The sequence below is a fragment of the Massilia sp. 9I genome (assembly GCF_902506415.1).
In the GTDB taxonomy this organism is placed as follows: domain Bacteria; phylum Pseudomonadota; class Gammaproteobacteria; order Burkholderiales; family Burkholderiaceae_D; genus Telluria.
The window spans coordinates 5,152,606-5,169,646 of sequence record NZ_LR733275.1 but is presented as its reverse complement, the minus strand read 5'-3'; the positions used below and the strand labels follow the sequence as shown (position 1 = coordinate 5,169,646).

At 65.0% G+C, this 17,041-nt stretch carries 18 protein-coding genes; 7 read left to right on the top strand and 11 right to left on the bottom strand.

The window, feature by feature from the left end; translation table 11 throughout:
• Window positions 1-10: 10 nt before the first annotated feature.
• Together GV068_RS23135 and GV068_RS23130 are read left to right on the top strand one after the other, a co-directional pair.
• Window positions 11-2,251, top strand: a complete 2,241-nt coding sequence (locus GV068_RS23135; RefSeq protein ID WP_159703545.1) for an ATP-binding protein — start codon at window positions 11-13, stop codon at window positions 2,249-2,251.
• A 7-nt stretch (window positions 2,252-2,258) separates the two neighbouring features.
• Entirely contained in the window at window positions 2,259-2,714 is a 456-nt protein-coding gene (locus GV068_RS23130) for a response regulator (RefSeq protein WP_159703542.1), read from the top strand.
• Here the strand turns inward: GV068_RS23130 and GV068_RS23125 are convergent.
• Complete coding sequence (locus tag GV068_RS23125) at window positions 2,696-4,342, bottom strand: response regulator (protein WP_159703539.1); 1,647 nt, start codon at window positions 4,340-4,342, stop codon at window positions 2,696-2,698. The two genes, GV068_RS23130 and GV068_RS23125, sit on opposite strands and share 19 nt — an antisense overlap.
• A gap of 159 nt (window positions 4,343-4,501) precedes the next feature.
• Here GV068_RS23125 and GV068_RS23120 point away from each other — a divergent pair, with 159 nt between their 5' ends.
• The 5 genes from GV068_RS23120 (at window position 4,502) to GV068_RS23100 (ending at window position 8,654) form a co-directional block, all read left to right on the top strand.
• Window positions 4,502-4,831, top strand: a complete 330-nt coding sequence (locus GV068_RS23120) for a hypothetical protein (RefSeq protein WP_229464439.1) — start codon at window positions 4,502-4,504, stop codon at window positions 4,829-4,831.
• 65 nt (window positions 4,832-4,896) lie between these two features.
• Entirely contained in the window at window positions 4,897-5,235 is a 339-nt protein-coding gene (locus tag GV068_RS23115) for a metalloregulator ArsR/SmtB family transcription factor (RefSeq protein ID WP_229464437.1), read from the top strand.
• Entirely contained in the window at window positions 5,225-5,662 is a 438-nt protein-coding gene (locus GV068_RS23110; protein WP_159703533.1) for a YeeE/YedE family protein, read from the top strand. Before GV068_RS23115 ends, GV068_RS23110 begins: the two co-directional genes overlap by 11 nt.
• Window positions 5,659-6,114 carry a YeeE/YedE family protein gene (locus GV068_RS23105; protein ID WP_159703530.1) on the top strand — a complete coding sequence of 152 codons (456 nt, stop codon included), beginning with the start codon at window positions 5,659-5,661 and terminating at the stop codon, window positions 6,112-6,114. The genes GV068_RS23110 and GV068_RS23105 overlap by 4 nt, the downstream gene beginning before the upstream one ends.
• A gap of 152 nt (window positions 6,115-6,266) precedes the next feature.
• Complete coding sequence (locus GV068_RS23100; protein WP_159703527.1) at window positions 6,267-8,654, top strand: ATP-binding protein; 2,388 nt, start codon at window positions 6,267-6,269, stop codon at window positions 8,652-8,654.
• Here GV068_RS23100 and GV068_RS23095 read toward each other — a convergent pair.
• Genes GV068_RS23095 through GV068_RS23050 form a run of 10 tightly spaced genes read right to left on the bottom strand, consistent with a single transcriptional unit; the run spans window position 8,651 to window position 17,040 of the window.
• A complete protein-coding gene (locus GV068_RS23095; RefSeq protein WP_159703524.1) occupies window positions 8,651-9,877 on the bottom strand; it encodes an acyl-CoA reductase in 1,227 nt (408 codons plus the stop codon). The genes GV068_RS23100 and GV068_RS23095 overlap by 4 nt on opposite strands.
• Window positions 9,877-10,962 (bottom strand): acyl-protein synthetase, encoded by a 1,086-nt coding sequence (locus tag GV068_RS23090; RefSeq protein WP_159703521.1) that lies wholly within the window; start codon window positions 10,960-10,962, stop codon window positions 9,877-9,879. The genes GV068_RS23095 and GV068_RS23090 overlap by 1 nt, the downstream gene beginning before the upstream one ends.
• Window positions 10,959-11,549: an alpha/beta fold hydrolase gene (locus GV068_RS23085; protein ID WP_159703518.1), complete on the bottom strand. Its 591-nt coding sequence runs from the start codon at window positions 11,547-11,549 to the stop codon at window positions 10,959-10,961. The genes GV068_RS23090 and GV068_RS23085 overlap by 4 nt, the downstream gene beginning before the upstream one ends.
• Window positions 11,550-12,572: an N-acetylneuraminate synthase family protein gene (locus GV068_RS23080; RefSeq protein WP_159703515.1), complete on the bottom strand. Its 1,023-nt coding sequence runs from the start codon at window positions 12,570-12,572 to the stop codon at window positions 11,550-11,552.
• 8 nt (window positions 12,573-12,580) lie between these two features.
• On the bottom strand, window positions 12,581-14,350 hold the full coding sequence (locus GV068_RS23075) for a thiamine pyrophosphate-binding protein (protein ID WP_159703512.1): 1,770 nt from the start codon (window positions 14,348-14,350) through the stop codon (window positions 12,581-12,583).
• Window positions 14,347-14,820: a 3-hydroxyacyl-ACP dehydratase FabZ family protein gene (locus tag GV068_RS23070; RefSeq protein ID WP_159703509.1), complete on the bottom strand. Its 474-nt coding sequence runs from the start codon at window positions 14,818-14,820 to the stop codon at window positions 14,347-14,349. Before GV068_RS23070 ends, GV068_RS23075 begins: the two co-directional genes overlap by 4 nt.
• The gene (locus GV068_RS23065; protein WP_159703506.1) at window positions 14,821-15,054 is read right to left on the bottom strand and encodes an acyl carrier protein; all 234 of its coding nucleotides are present in this window, start codon (window positions 15,052-15,054) and stop codon (window positions 14,821-14,823) included. It abuts the gene before it with no gap.
• 2 nt (window positions 15,055-15,056) lie between these two features.
• Window positions 15,057-15,281, bottom strand: a complete 225-nt coding sequence (locus GV068_RS23060) for an acyl carrier protein (protein WP_159703503.1) — start codon at window positions 15,279-15,281, stop codon at window positions 15,057-15,059.
• Window positions 15,282-15,290: 9 nt separating this feature from the next.
• Window positions 15,291-15,926, bottom strand: a complete 636-nt coding sequence (locus tag GV068_RS23055; protein ID WP_159703500.1) for a NeuD/PglB/VioB family sugar acetyltransferase — start codon at window positions 15,924-15,926, stop codon at window positions 15,291-15,293.
• The gene (locus GV068_RS23050; protein ID WP_159703497.1) at window positions 15,919-17,040 is read right to left on the bottom strand and encodes a 3-oxoacyl-ACP synthase III family protein; all 1,122 of its coding nucleotides are present in this window, start codon (window positions 17,038-17,040) and stop codon (window positions 15,919-15,921) included. The genes GV068_RS23055 and GV068_RS23050 overlap by 8 nt, the downstream gene beginning before the upstream one ends.
• Window position 17,041: the final 1 nt, after the last annotated feature.

Below are 17,041 nucleotides of genomic sequence, written 5' to 3'. Positions count from 1 at the left end.
CCTGTTTGACATGACCCAGGCACCCACCGACATCCTCGACCTCAGCCGCTGTGCGGAAGAAGCGATCCGCACGCCGGGCAGCATCCAGCCGCACGGCTTCATGCTGACGCTGTCGCCGACCTTCGAGGTGCAACAGGCCAGCGCCAACCTGGAAGGCTGGACCGGCATGCCGGCCCAGCAGGCCATCGGCCGTCCGCTGGCGCAGGTGGTGGGCGAGGCCGCGTCCGAACGCATCCTGGCCGAGATCGCCACAGCTCCGCTGGTCGCGCGTCCGGTCTACCTGGGCACGGTGACGACCGGCAATGGCGCCCACTTCGACGTGTCGGCCCATGCCTGGGACAGCCTGCTGATCCTCGAGTTCGAGGGCGTCGAGCGGCGCCGCGCCGCCGACTTCCGCAACCTGTATCCCTTGATCGGCGACTTCCTGGTCAAGGCCAACCAGCCGGCCTCGATCCCCGAACTGTCCGAACTGGCGGCGCGCCGCGTGCGCCAGGTGACCGGCTACGGCCGGGTGCTGGTGTACCAGTTCGACGCCGACGGCCACGGCAAGGTGCTGGCCGAATCGAAGGAAGACGGCTACGAATCCTATCTCGGCCAGCACTTCCCGGCCAGCGACGTCCCGGCCCAGGCGCGCGCGCTGTACACGCTGTCGCCGATCCGCCTGATCCAGGATGCGAATTACGAGCCGGCGCCGCTGGTGCCCGGGCTGAACCCGGTCACCGGCCAGCGCAACGACCTGTCCTTCGCCGCCCTGCGCAGCGTCTCGCCAGTCCATTTGCAGTACATGCGCAATATGGGCACGCTGGCCTCGATGTCGGTCTCGCTCATCGTCAAGGGCAAGCTGTGGGGCCTGATCTCCTGCCATAACGCCGAGCCGCAGAAGGTCGAGGTCGACCGCCGCACCGCCTGCGAGCAGCTGGGCCAGATCCTGGCGCTGTGCATCGAGTCGCGCGAGGACGCCCGCGAACTGCAGTTCCGCCTCGAGGTGCGCCGCATCATGGTCGAAATGCTGGGCCACCTGACCAAGGGCGCCGACTTCCTCGAGAACATGAGCGGCGTCTTCCCCGAACTGCTGCGCTTCGGGCGCGCGGGCGGGGTCGCGATCGTGGTCGACGACCGCGTGCTGACCTATGGCGACACCCCGGACGAGCCGCAGATCCGCGCCCTGACCGACTGGCTCTCGCAGCGCGGCCATGCCGAGGTGTTCCATACCGACCACCTGAAGGATGTCTACCCTGCGGGCGCCGATATGGTGCGCAACGCCAGCGGCCTGCTGGCCCTGCCGATCTCGCGCATCCACCAGCACTACCTGCTGTGGTTCCGCCCCGAGGTGGTGCAGACCATCGAATGGGCGGGCAACCCTCGCGGCAAGCAGGCCTCGGCCGACGACCCGACCCAGCTGACCCCGCGCCTCTCCTTCGACGCCTGGCGCGAAACCATCCACGGCCGCAGCCTGCCCTGGCACGTGGCCGAGATCGAACTGACCGTCGAATTCCGCTCGGCGCTGCTGGGCATCGCGCTGGAGCGCGCCGAGCAGATGGCGGAACTGGCCGAGGAACTGGGCCGCGCCAACAAGGAGCTCGAAGCCTTCTCGTATTCCGTCTCGCACGACCTGCGCGCGCCGCTGCGCCACATCGTCGGATTCTCCGACCTCCTGATCGAGGCGGGCGGCGCGGAAGACCCGGAGCGGCGCCAGCGCTTCCTCAAGAACATCAAGGAATCGGCGCGCCTGGCCGGCAAGCTGGTGGACGACCTGCTGTCCTTCTCGCAGATGGGCCGCGCGGCGCTGCGCCCGACCACGGTCGACATGAACGACCTGGTGGCCGCCTGCATCGACAAGCTGGGCATGGAAATGCAGGGCCGGAACGTCGACTGGCACATCGAGCCGCTACCGAAGGTCTGCGCCGACCCGACCTTCCTGCACCTGGCGATGTTCAACCTGCTGTCGAACGCGGTGAAGTTCACCAGCGGGCGCGACCCGGCGGTCATCACCATCACCTCGGAAGAAGAAGGCGACTTCACGGTCTTCCACGTGGCCGACAACGGCGCGGGCTTCAACATGGAGTACGTGCACAAGCTGTTCGGCGTGTTCCAGCGCCTGCACCGCATGGAAGACTTCCAGGGCACCGGCATCGGCCTGGCCAACGTGCGCCGCATCATCGAGCGCCACAACGGCCGCGCCTGGGCCACCTCCGTACAGGGAGAAGGCGCGACCTTCTCTTTCAGTATCCCGAAACACCCAATTAATTGAGGCGAAAATGCTCAAGCCCATCCTCCTCGTCGAAGACAATCCGCACGACCTCGAACTCACCCTGATCGCGCTGGCGAAAAGCCAGCTCGCCAACGAGGTGGTGGTGGTGCGCGACGGCGCGGAGGCGCTCGACTACCTGCACCGCCGCGGCGAGTTCCGCGAGCGCGCGGTCGGCAACCCGGCCGTGATCCTGCTCGACCTGAAGCTGCCCAAGGTGGACGGGCTGGAAGTGCTGAAGGAAATCCGCGACACCGACTCGCTCAAGAGCATTCCGGTAGTGATGCTGACGTCGTCGAAGGAAGAGCAGGACGTCGTGCGCAGCTATGAACTGGGCGTGAACGCCTACGTGGTCAAGCCGGTGGACTTTGCCGAATTCCTGCGCGCGATCGCCGACCTCGGCATCTTCTGGGCGGTCCTGAACGAACCGCCGCCGGGCTCGCGCCGCTACGTCAAGCCCAAGTGAACCGGCTGGCCTGAACGGCCGGCCTTCTGTTCCTTCTTCGCGCGGCGCAGCAGATGGCGAATGCGCGCGCTCAGCGCTTCCGGGTGGTAGGGCTTCTGCAGCAGGTGCACCGACGCATCCAGCTTGCCCTCGTGCGCCAGCACGCCTTCGGCGTAACCCGAGGTGTACAGCACCTGGGCCTGCGGCAGCCGCAAACGCACGATCTCGCCCAGCTGCAGGCTGCTCAGCGGTCCCGGCATGATCACGTCCGAGAACACCAGGTCGATGTGGCGGCCGCTGTCGATGATCCGCACCGCTTCAGTGGCGTCCGCCGCTTCCAGGACTTCGTAGCCCAGCGCCGACAGGATGCCACAGGTCGAGCTGCGCACGTCCGCCTCGTCCTCGACCACCAGGATCGTCTCCAGGCCGCCGGCCAGCGGCGCGCTGTGCACCGGCTCGACCGCCGCCGGGGCCGCATCGCTGCGCGGCAGGTAGATGCGTACGCTGGTGCCCTGTCCGAGCTCGCTGCGCAGCACGATCTCGCCGCCCGACTGCTTGACGAAACCATAGGCCATGGACAGGCCAAGACCTGTGCCCTGCCCGGTCGGCTTGGTGGTGAAGAAGGGTTCGAAGGCGCGCAGCAGGACTTCCTGCGGCATGCCCTTGCCGGTGTCGGCCACCTCGAGCATCACGTAGTCTCCTGGCGGGACTTCGGGTGGCAATTCAGTGCCGGCGCCCGCATTGCAGGCGCGGATCGTCAGGATGCCGCTGCCGGCCATGGCGTCGCGCGCATTGATGGCCAGGTTCAGCAGCACGTTGTTCAGCTGGTTCGGGTCGACCATGGTGCTGCCCAGGCCGGGCGCGATCTCGGTGACGATGCGCGCGCTGGGGCCCAGCACGCGGCGCATCATGTCGTCCATGTCGCGCAGCAGGTGGCCGGGGTCGACCACCACCGACTGCAGCGGCTGGCGCCGCGCAAAGGCCAGCAGGTGCGCGGCCAGCTTGGCGCCGCGTTCGACGCCGGTGAGGGCCATCTCGACGCGGCTCTTCGCGCTCTCGTTCAGGTTCCCCACCAGCTTGAGCAGCTGCAGGTTGCCGCCGATGATCTGCAGGACGTTGTTGAAGTCGTGGGCGACACCGCCGGTGAGCTGGCCGATCGCTTCCATCTTCTGGGCCTGGTGCAGCGCCGACTGGCTGGCGGCGAGCTGCTCCTGGCTCACGCGCAGGGAAGCGAATGCCGCGTCGCGCTGGCGCCGCGCGATGCAGGCGCCGCTGTGGTAGCGCACGCGCGCGACCAGCTCGCGCGGGTCGGGCCACTTGACCATGTAGTCGTTGGCGCCAACGGCAAAGGCCCTGGCCTTGATCTCGGGGTCGTCTTCGGAAGACAGGACGATGACGGGCACGTCCTCGGTGTCGGGATGGGCGCGCAGGCGCGCGGTAACGTCGAAGCCGTCCACGTCCGGCATGCGCAAGTCCACCAGCACGACAGTGGCCTTGACCTCGCGCGCCACCTCGACCGCGCGCGCCGCACTCGACTCGTAACACAAGGTATGGCCGACGCAGCCCTGCAGACCGTGCGCGATGATGTCCTGTGCGAAGGGCTCATCATCGATGAGGAGAACGGAGCATTCTGGGCGATCGTCAATCATTGCGGGAGCTGAAAGATACGTCACAATCTTGCAAAAAGGTAAGCGTTGATTCTACTACACTAGCCTGCGCACACGCCAAATGACGATATTGAGCAGTGCGCGCGTATTTACACAAGGCCAGTCCTTGCAAGTAGACGGAAGCGCCGCCATCTGCAAGGCATGCCCAAGCGCCGCCCAGCACCGATCGACGAGCCCTCGCCGCCCGAAGCGCACTGCCCTCTGTGCGGCCGTGTGCTCGGCACGGCCAACATCGACCGCCACCACCTGATCCCCAAGACCTTCAAGGGCAAAGAGCAGTTCCCGATCCATAAGATCTGTCATCGCAAGATCCACTCGGCCTTCACCGAGCGCGAGCTGCTGCAGACCTATCACACCTGGGAGTCCCTGCGCGGCCACGAAGATATCCGCAGCTTCATCGACTGGGTGGCCAAGAAGCCGCCCGACTTCTATACGCGCACCTACACCTCCAACAAGAAGAGATATCGCTGATCGCCTGCAGGACCCTGGCTTTCAATATATAATTTTATATATTGATGTCGCATCAGGAGATCTCTGTGGAGACACCTACATTCGTGGACCTCGGTCGGCTGCAGGCCGCGGCCGGGGAAGCCAGCCAGCTGCTCAAGGCCGTCGCCAACCCCGACCGCCTGCTGCTCCTGTGCCAGATGACGCAGGAAGAACTGTCGGTCAGCATGCTCGAGGCCCGCACGGGCATTCGCCAGCCCACGCTGTCCCAGCAACTGAGCGTCCTGCGCGAGGAAGGCCTGGTCGCCACCCGGCGCGCGGGCAAGCAGGTGTTCTACCGGATTGCCAGCGCCCAAGCCCTCGCGCTGCTGCAACTCCTGTATGCGCTGTACTGTCCAAGCCTTGAAGAGGCGTCCGATGCAGATTGACATGCACAACTTCACACCATGGACCTCGCTAGCCGGAGGCCTCCTGATCGGCGCAGGCATTGCGCTCTTCGTCCTCCTGGCCGGCCGCGTCGCAGGCATCAGCGGGATCGTTGGCGGCCTGCTGCGCCCGGTGCGTGGCGACAGCGGCTGGCGCCTGGCTTTCCTGGCGGGCCTGATCGGCGCGCCATTCGCCTTCGCCCTGGTCCTGCCGCTACCGGCGGCCCATGTCGACGCCGGACTGCCGGTGCTGCTGCTGGCCGGCCTGCTGGTCGGCGTCGGCACCCGCTACGGCGCCGGCTGCACGAGCGGCCACGGTATTTGCGGCATGTCGCGCCGCTCGCCCCGCTCGTACGCCGCCACCGCCGCATTCATGGGTGCGGGCTTTCTCACCGTCTGGCTGATGCGCCACGCGCTGGGTGCCGCATGATCCTGCTCTACGCACTTGCCGCCGGCTTTGTGTTCGGCATTGGGCTGCTGCTGTCGGGCTTGGCCGATCCGGCCAAGGTGCTGGCCTTCCTCGACCTGGGCGGCGCCTGGGACCCCTCGCTGCTGTTCACCATGGGCGGCGCGCTGCTGGTCGCGGCGCCCGCCTTCGCCTGGGCTCAGCGACGCGGCCGCACGCTGGACGACGGCCCGCTGCACCTGCCGCAGAAAGGCCGCATCGACCGCCGCCTGGTATTTGGTAGTTTGGTGTTCGGCGTGGGATGGGGACTGGCAGGCTACTGCCCGGGTCCGGCCGTGGTATCGCTGGCCTGGGGCGGACTCAAGCCGCTGTTGTTCGTCGGCGCGATGGTGGCCGGCATGGGCGTGTACGAGCTGCTCGAAAGAAGGCGCTGGCGCCAGTTAGGCCCGGATCCACAAATGAAGCAAGGAAAATAATCGTGGCAACACAATTGAAATTGCCGAAGTGTAAATATTAACTGTGCGAGAATATATGAATGAACGCCCGCACGCCACCTCCCGCCCTCCCAGCCGATGACATGTCTTGTTCCCTCGGCGCTGACCAGGAACGACTCGCCTTCCAGGAGCGCTTGAGCACCCACATGCAAGATGGCAGGTCGCCGCTCGACGCGGTCATGCTTGCCAGCGGTCTGCTGGGACAGGAGTTGGCGGCGAGCCGCGTCGTGTACGCGTCGCTCGATACCGGAAACGCCGCGCACAAGGTCTGCAGCGACTGGCTTGCGGATCAGCTTGACCCGAGCCAGGAAGGCGCGCTCCCGGATGCTGCGTGCCTGGAACTGTCCGCCCTGCTCGCCGGGGGACGGGCGACACGCGTCGAGGACACCGCAGCCGATCCTCGCACGCCTGTCCATGCTGCCGCGGGCCTGCGGGCGATGCTATCGGTCCCGATGTTTCGTGCCGGACAGATCTCCGCGGCGCTGTGCGTATATGCGCGCGAGCCCAGAGCGTGGAGCACGCTGGATGTGCACAAGGCGCAGGACGTGGCCCGGTGCACCTGGCTCGCCCTCGACGCCATCCGCTCCGAGCGCGCCCTGCGGCAGAGCGAATCCCTGCTGCAGACGGTCTTCGACGGTCTTCCGGTTGGCATTGGCCTGGTGGATGCCGACGGTACGATGATGCTGTCGAACCAGGAAATGAAGCGCTACCTCCCTACCGGGATCATGCCTTCACGCGATGAACAACGCCATGCCCGCTGGCAATTCCGCAATGCCGACGGCAGCCTCGTGGATCGCAAGGATTACCCTGGCGCCAGGGCACTGCGCGGCGAGTCGGTGGTGCCGGGGCACGAAGCACTCTACCGGCAGGATGACGGCGTCGAAACATGGACACAGGTGGCTTCGGTGCCGATCCGCGATATGGCCGGAAACATTACCGGGCAAGTCGCCGTGGTCACCGACATCGACCGCATCAAGCGCGCCGAGATCGCGCTGGCAGCCTCGGAGGAACGGTATCGCACCCTGTTTATCCAGATGGACGCGGCTTTCTGCCTCGTGCAGATGGTGTTCGACGAAGCCGGCCAGGCCTGCGATTTCACCTTCCTCGAGACCAACCCGCAATTCGACAGCCATCTCGCCCTGAGCGGGGCGGTCGGGAAGCGCGTCCGCGCGCTGATCCCCGGCGTCGAATCCTCCTGGATCGCGCTGCTCGGCAAGGTGGCTCTCACCGGCGAGCCGGTCCATGTGGAGAAATTCTCCCCGGCGCTGGGGCGCTGGCTGGACCTGAACGCCTCCCGTGTCGGGGCGCCCGGCCTGGCCCAGGTAGCCGTCGTGTTCCGCGACACCACCGAGCGCCGCAGGATCGAAGAAGACGTCCGCCGTCTTGCCGCGGAAGCCTCGGAAGCAAGCCGGCGCAAAAGCGAATTCCTCGCAGTGCTGGCCCACGAGCTGCGCAATCCGATGGCCCCGATCCGCACCGGCCTCGAAGTCATGCGCATGCGGCCGGACAGCGCGGAGACCGTCAACCGCGTCCGCGAAATGCTGGAGCGCCAGACGCGCCAGATGACCCACCTGGTCGACGACCTGCTGGACGTGGCGCGCATCACGAGCGGCAAGATCGAGATCCGCAAACAGCTGGCCGACCTGAACCAATTGGTGTCGAGTGCCGTCGAGACCTGCGCCCCCGCCGTCCAGCGGGCTCGTCACGAGCTGTCCGTCGAGCTGCACCAGGGCGCCCTGCTCCTGCATCTCGACCCGACCCGGATCGCACAGGTGATCGGCAATCTCCTCGGTAACGCCGTCAAGTACACGCCGCCAGGAGGGCGCATCCGCATCGAGGTCACGCAGGAAGGCAGCGAGGCGGTGGTCCGGGTCAGCGACAACGGGATCGGCATCCCGGCGGAGTCCCTGCAATCGGTGTTCGAGATGTTCAACCAGGTCGGCCGTAACATGGGCTACGCCCAGGGCGGCCTGGGCATCGGGCTGTCGCTGGTCAAGCAGCTGGCCGCCCTGCACGAAGGAAGCGTTGCCGTTGCGAGCGAAGGGAGCGGCAAGGGCAGCGTGTTCACCTTGCGCCTGCCGATCGTCACGGCCGCGTCGGAGAACCATGTGCCCACTCCCGGTGACGGCGACGCCGCCTCGCACCAGCAAGCGTTCCGGGTGCTGATCGTCGACGACAACCGCGACGCGGCCGAGAGCCTGGCCCTGTTGCTTGAACTGAACAAGCATGCGATCCGCACCGCACCGAACGGGCTCGCCGCCCTGGAGATCGCGCAAGAATTTCGCCCCGATGTCGCCTTCCTCGATATCGGCATGCCGGGCATGAGTGGCCTCGAGCTCGCGGGCAGGCTGCGTTCGGTCGATGGGCTGGCGAACATGACGATTGCCGCAGTGACGGGCTGGGGAGCGCCGGAAGACCAGCTACGCTCGAAAGAAGCAGGATTCGACCACCACTTCACGAAGCCGATCTCCGCCGAAGCTCTCAGCCGGCTGCTGAACGGCTTGCGGGCAGGCGGCGCCTAGAGGTAGACCGGAATCTGCCGTGTGAAGGAGGCCAGCAGGTTGTAGCCATCCCAGACGTGGCCGAAGTCGAGCGCCTGGCCGATCTTCGTCACGCGGTCGAGCGAACGTAGCGGGACGTCGCGCAGGTATCCGGCCATCTCGGTGCCCTCCACCCCGAACACCGACAGCGTCTGCTCGCGATCCGTCAGGGTCTGCAGGAAGGCGGGCACCGTCGCGAAGCACTGTTCGTAGAACAGGCCATTGCCGCAGTGGACGTGCTTTATGTCGGCCAGCCTTTCGCTGCCGAGCAGGATGCGGGTCGGGAACGGCAGTGCGCTGGTCTCGCGGTGCAGCGGATCGGTCGCCACCAGGCAGGCCGTGACGAAGCGGTCCATCGCCATGCCGGGCGAGTTTTCATACTCCTTGTCCTTGAGCTGCGCTTCGAAGGCTTGCCAGAAGCGTGCGCGCGCCGCATCGCATTCTTCCGGCGTGCCGATCCAGGCCACCAGCCGCGGCGAGGAGCAGGCCTGCTGCGCGAACCAGATCGCATCGTTGAAGAAGCGGCCAGCGAGTTGCGCCAGCGCCGGTCCATCGCAGGCCAGCACGCCGTCGGCGCGCAGCATTGCGGCCGAGAAGCGGTCCGGGAAGCACAGCTCCGCGGCGGTCGGACGCAGGGGCAGCGAGCGGATCTTTTTCACCGTCTCGTCGCCGCCCCAGACCACGCGCATGTGGCAGTAGCTGGAAATCAGGGACGTGATGGCGTCGCAGTGTTCGTAGGTGAGGACATAGAAGCGGTCGGCCAGCGCCGCGTGTTCGCCCGCCAGCAGCGTGGCCAGCTTGTCGAGGATGAAGCTGACCTGCGGCCCCGAGCCGCGCGAAATGCGGATCAGGTTCACGTTCCCGCACAGCAGGGAGATCAGGCTCGAATACAGGAACACCGAATCCACGTTCGAGGGCGCGATGTGGAAGACCAGCCCACGCGCCACGCTCAGCGAAGAATTAGCAGTGGTCAGTTCGTCCTTCAGCTTCGCCACATTGCCGGCCTTGAAGAAGTTGGCCATCACGATCAGTTCGGGATAGACGCGCGCGCTCCGGTCGAGCAGGATGGACTTGGCGAAGTCGGCTACAAAAGCGACCAGGGTGGGGTCAAAAGGCGCGATCGCACGGCTCTGTACCGCTGCCTGCAGCACGGTCTCGATGTCGGTGCTGGCCGGCCGGGCCGGCACGAAAAACTGGACGCTCATCAGAACTGCCTCACATCGCTGCAGCCACGCACCTCGGCCGACTTCAGGCGGCCATGCACGTGGAAATATTTGCCCATGCGCCCGCAAGCGCAGTCGTCCTCGCCCACCAGCGCGCCTACGTCTTCGGTCAACAGGCTGTGGCCCGGATAGCTGGTCGGCAGCAGGCTGAGGACCTGGATCACGCCCTCGTCCCCGACCTTGCAGGGCTTGAAGGTGACGGGGTCGCGCACGATCACGTCCGAATAGTCCGAGGCATGCAGGTGGCCATGCTCGCACTCCATGTAGATCGAGCCGGTCTGCTCCACCATGCCGTAGTAGTTGTGCACGCGGCGCAGCCCGGCGCGCTCGCGCAGGCCGTCCTTGAAGGCTTCGTTGGACACGCTTTCGTCCACCAGCTTCTTCCAGCCGCCGCCGTGGATCAGCATGCTGCGCGGCCCGAAGTCGAGCCGGGCGCCCGTCTTCTCCAGTGCCTGGACCAGGAACTTCCACACGACGAAGGTGAAGCCGAAGGAATAGATGCCGTTCTCGCGGTGCTTGTCGCAGTAGGCTTCCAGGGCCTCCAGCTTCAGGTGCATGTCGCTGTCCAGCGCATAGGCATGCTCGCGGCCATACATCGAAAAGCCCAGCACACCGGCCGCACGCGCGTTGAATTTGCTGCGATCGCGCAGGATGTCTTCGGCATCGATCACCACCATCGGGGCGCGCTGCTTGCCGAGGAAGCTGGACACGATCGAACCCAGCACCTTGGTCTGCATGGCGGCGTTGTCGCGCGCCAGGTAAATGCGCGACACGGCCTGGCCGCTGGTGCCGCTCGAGGTCAGGGTCTTGAACACCTCAGCGCGCGGCACGCTCAGCAGGTCCAGGTGCTTGAACAGGCGCACCGGCAGGAAAGGCAGGTCTTCCAGCCGCTCTGCAAGCACGGGATGCGGCAGGCTGGCCGCGATCTTCGCGTAGGGTTCCGACTGCCGGCGGTGATGCGCGCCCAGCTCGTTCAGCAGCGCCAGGAACAGCTGGCGTTTTTCGGGCGCCGCCAGCGAATAGGGGCGCTCGGCGTCGAGGCTTGAAAAATGATCGTAATAGCTCATGCGGCGAGCACGCTTCCAATGTCCGTCACGGCTCTAGAGATCTCGAAATGGTCGCCGCTGAACCAGCGTGCTTCCGGTCCGGCGCGGTAGGAAAAATAGCGGTCGGCGTCGGGCAGGTAGATCGCGCGCGCCCTTCCCGCCTGCGCGCGCGGCCGATGCGCGGCGATGGCGCCGTCGACTTCCGCCAGCAGCGTCCGGATCTCGTCTTGCGACATCGTGGACCCGGTCTTGCGCTCGATCTCGCCGACGAAGTCGTCCTGCTCCTGGCGCACCGCGGAGTACACCGGGCAGACCTCGAAGCTCGCTGTGCGCACGTCCTCGGGCAGATGGCTGGCCAGCAGGCAGCCGAGCGAATGCGAGACCACGCCGTCGACCTTGCCACCGCCCTGCTCCGCAACGATGCCACACAGCCGCGCCACGTAGGCATCGATGTCGCGGATGCCGCGGTAATCGATGTCCGGGATGACCAGGCGGTAGTCCTTCAGGCTTTGCAGGTAGGGCAGCCAGTAGCCGGCGCTGGTGAACAGGCCGTGTACCAGCAGCAACGTGCGCGGCTTGGACTTGTTGACGACGGTGGCGCGGATCATTTACTGGATCATCGACGGATAGATCACTTCGTCCGCGGGAATGTCCTGCACGGCGGTCTTGCCGACCACCAGGTCGACCTGGGTCGGGCTGTAGCCGTCGCCGGGGCGCTTGAAGTCGATGTCGTCCTGCGTGATCGCGCTGCCCGCCGCGATCGCGCGCTTGGACACGATGCTGCGGCGCATATTGGCGCGCTGCGCCAGCTCTTCGTCGGACACGGTCCGCTCATACGAACCGAGCGACTCCCAGGCCATGCGGCAAGAGGCGATCATGGCGTGGAAGGCACTTGGTTCCATCGCCATCTGGTTGTCCATGCCGATCTTCTTCGAGTCCAGCGTGAAGTGCTTCTCGATGATGGGCGCGCCCAGCGCCACCGCTGCAAGCGGGGTCTCGATGCCGACGGTGTGATCGGAATACCCGATCGGCAGGCCGTGGTACAGCTCACGCAGGCGCAGCATGTTGTTCAGGTTGATCGTCGACGGCTCGGCCGGGTAAATCGAGACGCAGTGCAGCACCGCCACCTTGTCGTTGCCGGCCGCGCGTATGCAGTCCACGGCGCGAGTGATTTCCTCTTGGTCGGCCATGCCGGTCGACAGGATGATCGCAGTACCCGTCCTGGCGATGTACTCCAGGTAAGGCAGATTGTTGATCTCCATCGAGGCGATCTTGATGAAGGGGACCGCGCATTCCTTGAGCAGGAAATCGGCTTCGTCCGTCGAATACGGCGTCGAGGCGAAGGCGATGCCTTTACCGTGCGCGTAATCGGCCAGCTGCTTGAGTTTCTCGGGCGAGAAGCTGAACTTGTCGACGAAGCGGCGCGCCACCGGGTTCTGGCGGTAGTAGGTGTTCGAGTACAGCGTATTGGCCGACCAGGACTGGAACTTCACGCAGTCGCAGCCCGCCTCCTTGGCCGCGTCGATCATCTCCATCGCGGTTTCCAGCTTGCCGAAGTGACTGGTGTTCAGCTCCGCGATGAAGTACGGCCGGCCATGGTTCTCGATGATGACGCCGTTGTTCAGCTTCATGACATTCCTTATTGGTCGATCGCTTCCACGATCATCTCTTGGGTGAACACGTCACGCTCCAGGAAGGGCCACTGGTCTTCGAGCGGACGGCGCACGAACTTGCCGGCGCTGTTCTTCGCGTGCGACACCTCGACATATTCCTGGTCTTCCTTGCCCATGATCTCGCACAGCACCGGGCCGTCCATGCGCATCACCTGCGCCAGGCCAGCCTGCAAGCCATCGATGCCGTCGATGCGCACGTAGCCGAAGCCGAACAGGCCGGCAACCTTCTCGAACTCCGGCACGGTGACGCCGTTGCCCGGATCGGTGCCGATGGTGCGGTTACGGAACAGCTCCTTCTGGCGGCGGCGGATGATCGAGTACACGTTGTTGTTGACCACGATGAGCTTGACCGGGATGCCGTGCGCGCGAATGGTCTCGAGTTCCTGCATGTTCATCATGAAGGAACCATCGCCCACCACGACCACGACCTGGCGGTCCTGGTCGCCCACGCCCAGCACTGCCGGCAATGCAAAGCCCATGGCGCCCTGCGACACCGGATGGATCGCGCGGCGACGGGCGCCAAAGTCCAGGTTCGACGGCAGGATCACTTCGATCAGGCCGGAGTCGGTGATTACGATGGCATCAATGTCCAGCGTCGACGACAGGGCGTGCGTCAGGTCGTACAGATCGACCCGCTCGGTCGAGGCGAAATACGGCTCGCGCGCAAAGCGCGTCTTCCAGTGCAGGCACTTCTCGACCCAGGCGCTCGTGTCACCGCTCAGGCGCTCGGAGCCGAGGCGGCCGAACAAGGTGGCCAGGTCCTGCACCACGATGCGATCCACGCGCAGCTCGTTCTTGCGGTGCTCGGCTTCGTCCAGATCGACTACGATCAGCTTCGCCTCGCGCGCGAACTTGCAGAAGTCCACGCCCGTGGTGATCGAGGACAGGCGGTTGCCCAGCACGATGACGCAGTCCGCGTTCTGGACGGCGAAAGCGCCGGCGCGCGAGCAGCCCATGCTGCCCAGTGAGCCGACCGACAGCTCCTGCGACAGCGGATAGCAGTCCGCCGAGCTGGGCGTATACACGACCGGAATCCGGTTAGCCTGCACGAAATCCGCGAAGGGTTCGAGCACATTGGCCGAGCGCAGGCCCGAGCCGATCAGCAGCACCGGACGCTCGGCCGCGCCGATCGCTTCACGCAGATAGGCGATGTCCGCATCCGGCGCATTGGTCGGCGCCGCTGCCGCATCGAAGCCCGGCAGTTCGTCGGGCTCGATCTGGGCGCTCTGCAGGTCGAGCGGAATGTCGATCCAGACCGGGCCCTTCTTGCCTTCGTTGGCGAGATACAGGGCCTGCTCCAGGTGCTGGCGGATGGTGCGCGGATCGGTGATCGTCACCGCATACTTGGTGATCGGCTTGACGATCTCGACGATGTTCGCTTCCTGCTGGCCATAGGTGCGGATCGGATGGCCCGTGTAATAGGTCGTTTCCTTCAACACGTTCTGGCCGGAGATGAACAGCACCGGCAGGCCGTCCTGGTACGCGTTGAGGACGCCGGTGACAGCATTGGTCGAGGCACAGCCGGTCGAGACCAGGCACACGCCGAGCGTATTGTGCAGCTGGGCGCGCGCCGTCGCCGCGTAGGCCGCGGCCTGCTCGTGGTGGGTGCACACGGGACGCAGGCGCTTGGACTTGGCCACGGCGTCGGTCAGGAACAGCGCGCCGCGTCCCGTCACCAGGTACACGGTGTCGGCGTGGTCGGCGACCGTTTCGACCAGGTAGTCCGCCAGCCTCATGCCGCGCTCTTCGGCTTGAACTGGTCCAGCACGTCAGGCACCGCGACCACGAAGTCGGCCGAGCAGGCCGGCTCGTCGCCCACGAAGCTGACCGCGCTGCCGGTGGCGATGCCGCGGCGGTAGGACTGCAGCGTCGCGTGGATGATCAAGGTGTCGCCCGGGACGATCTTGCGCTTGAACTTTACGTTATTGATACCGAGGAAATTGGTTTTCTTGCCCCGCAGTTCGTCCTTCGACAGGAAGCTCATGATGAAGGTCTGCACCAGGGATTCCACCTGGATGAAGCCCGGCACATTGGGCTCGTCATCGAAATGGGCCGGGAAGAACCATTCGTTGTACGTGAAGCACTTCAGGCCAGACGCCTTCTCACCCGGCACCACGTCGAACACGCGGTCGACGAACAGCAGCGGATGGCGGTTGCGCTGGCATTCCTTGATGCCGTTGATGTCGAACTGCAGGGGCGAATCCATTTAGATCTCTACCTTGTACTTCGCGAGGATCGTAATGCCCTTCTTGAAGCTGGAGAAGTCGATGATGTCGTCCACGTCGAGCTCGATGCCGAAGGCGTCTTCCAGCGCCGCCATCAGCTGCATGTGGCCGACGCTGTCCCATTCCGGGATGCCCTGGTATTCCAGCTGTTCGACGTCGCCCTCGTGCTGGAACGATTCCTTGAAAATGCCTTTGTATTTCTCGAGATTGCTCATCTTTATTTTTCCATTACCTTGAAAATGTCGTCGACCTTCTTCATGTGCCTGATCTGGGTGCCGTCGATGTCGGAGCGGCCGAAGTGCTCTTCCAGCAGCGCGATCAGCGACAGCGTCGCCATCGAGTCCCAGGTGGAAAAGGATTCCAGCTCAGTGTCGGCATGGACTTCCGAAGCATCCACTTCCAGCATCTCGGCCAGCAGCCGGGTTTTTTCTGCGATATCCATCCTCACTCCTTATCCAATGATTTTTGCCGGGTTGCCCATCAATTTCGACGCCGCAGGAACATCCTTGAACACCACCGCGCCGGCGCACAGGTAGCTGCCAGGCGCGATCTTCGTCGAGGGGATGATCTTGGCCCCGGTCCCGACAAACGTCGCTTCGCCCAGCACGGCGTTACCCGCCAGATCGCAGTAACTCATGATGGAACAGTACTGCTCCACCCGCGCATCGTGGCCGACGCCGGAATGCGCGTTCATCATGGCGCCGTCGCCGATGCTCGCATTCGCCGCGACCACGCAATTCGACTGGATCAGGATCGCCTCGCCCAGCGTAGCGAAGCCGGAGACGACGGCGCTCGGGTGGATCACGTTCGGGAAAGCGTAGGCGTCCTTGTATTGGAGGTGCAGCTTGCGGCGCGCCTCCGGCAGCGCGATCCCGATGATCACGCCGACCTGGCCGCGCAGGCGTTCCAGCGTATCAAGACCGCCCAGCACGGGCAGGCCATTGATGAGCGTGCCCGGCTCCTTCACCTCGTCGATGAAGCCGCGGATGGTGTAGGTCTGCGTACGGGCGTTAATGGTCAGCAGCGTGTCGTAGATCTCGCGACCCAGTCCGCCGGCGCCGAAAATGACCACCTCCATGCTAGACATTCACCAGGCTCCTGGTCTCGTTGTGCAGGTTGTCGATGTTGTCATCGAAATAGCGCTCGCAGCTGCGCACCTTGAACACCCGGGTGTCCTTCAGCGCCAGCGTGGCCACGCCCAGCGACAGGCCGATGCCGAAACCGCAGACCGACACGGTTTCGCTGACAGTCGTGTCCGCTTCCCGTGCGTAATGGTCGCAGATCGTCAGCGGAATGGTTGCCGCGCCGGTATTGCCGTAGCGGTCTATGCTGACTGGCATTTTACCGTCCACAATCCCCACCCGCTTCGCGATGTTCTTCATGATGAACACGTTGGCCTGATGCAGGAAGTGGCGGTCGATGTTGTTGTAGTCGATGTCGAAGTCGGCCTTGAAGTCCTTGACCAGCTTGGGCACCTCGGTGATCGAGAACTTGAACACGTCGGCGCCGTTCATGTAGCCGTCGTAGTCGTTGCGCACCACCTCGGGCTCGCGCAGGGTGCGCTCATGCGAGCCGGTACGGTGACGGTAACCGCCGTAGGGCACGATCAGGCTGCGGTAGCCGTCGCCGATGGTGCGCAGCTTGAAGTGGGCCGGGGTCGTGCTATCCGCATCCTTGTCGATCAGCATGGCCGAGCCCGCGTCATAGGACAGCATCACCAGGCCGCGGTCTTCCGGCGAGCAGTGCTTGCTCACGGTGTCGCCGCATAGCAGCAGCACGCGCTTGATCCCGCTGTTGGCCAGGTAGGACAGTGCGGCGCTGAGGCCATAGACGAAGCCCGAGCAGGCCAGGTTGATGTCGTAGGCCAGGCAATCGACCGACAAGCCCAGGCGCATCTGCAGCACGCAGGCAGTCGAAGGCGCGACGTAGTCCGGGGTCTGGCTGACGAACAGCAGCGCGTCGATCGAGTCGCGCGCAATGCCGAGTTCCTCGATGATGGTGTTGGCGGCGTGCTCGCACAGGTCCGAGGTGGTGGTGCGTTCGTCCGCGACATAGCCCTGCTCGACGCCGACGTTCTTGATGATCTTGTCGACGACGTCCTGGCCGTATCTTTCCGCGAAGTCGTGGCTGCTGCGCAGGTGCTGGGGCACGCTGCTGGCGACCGCCGCGACGCGGTAATTAGCGAAAGTAAGATTTGCCATC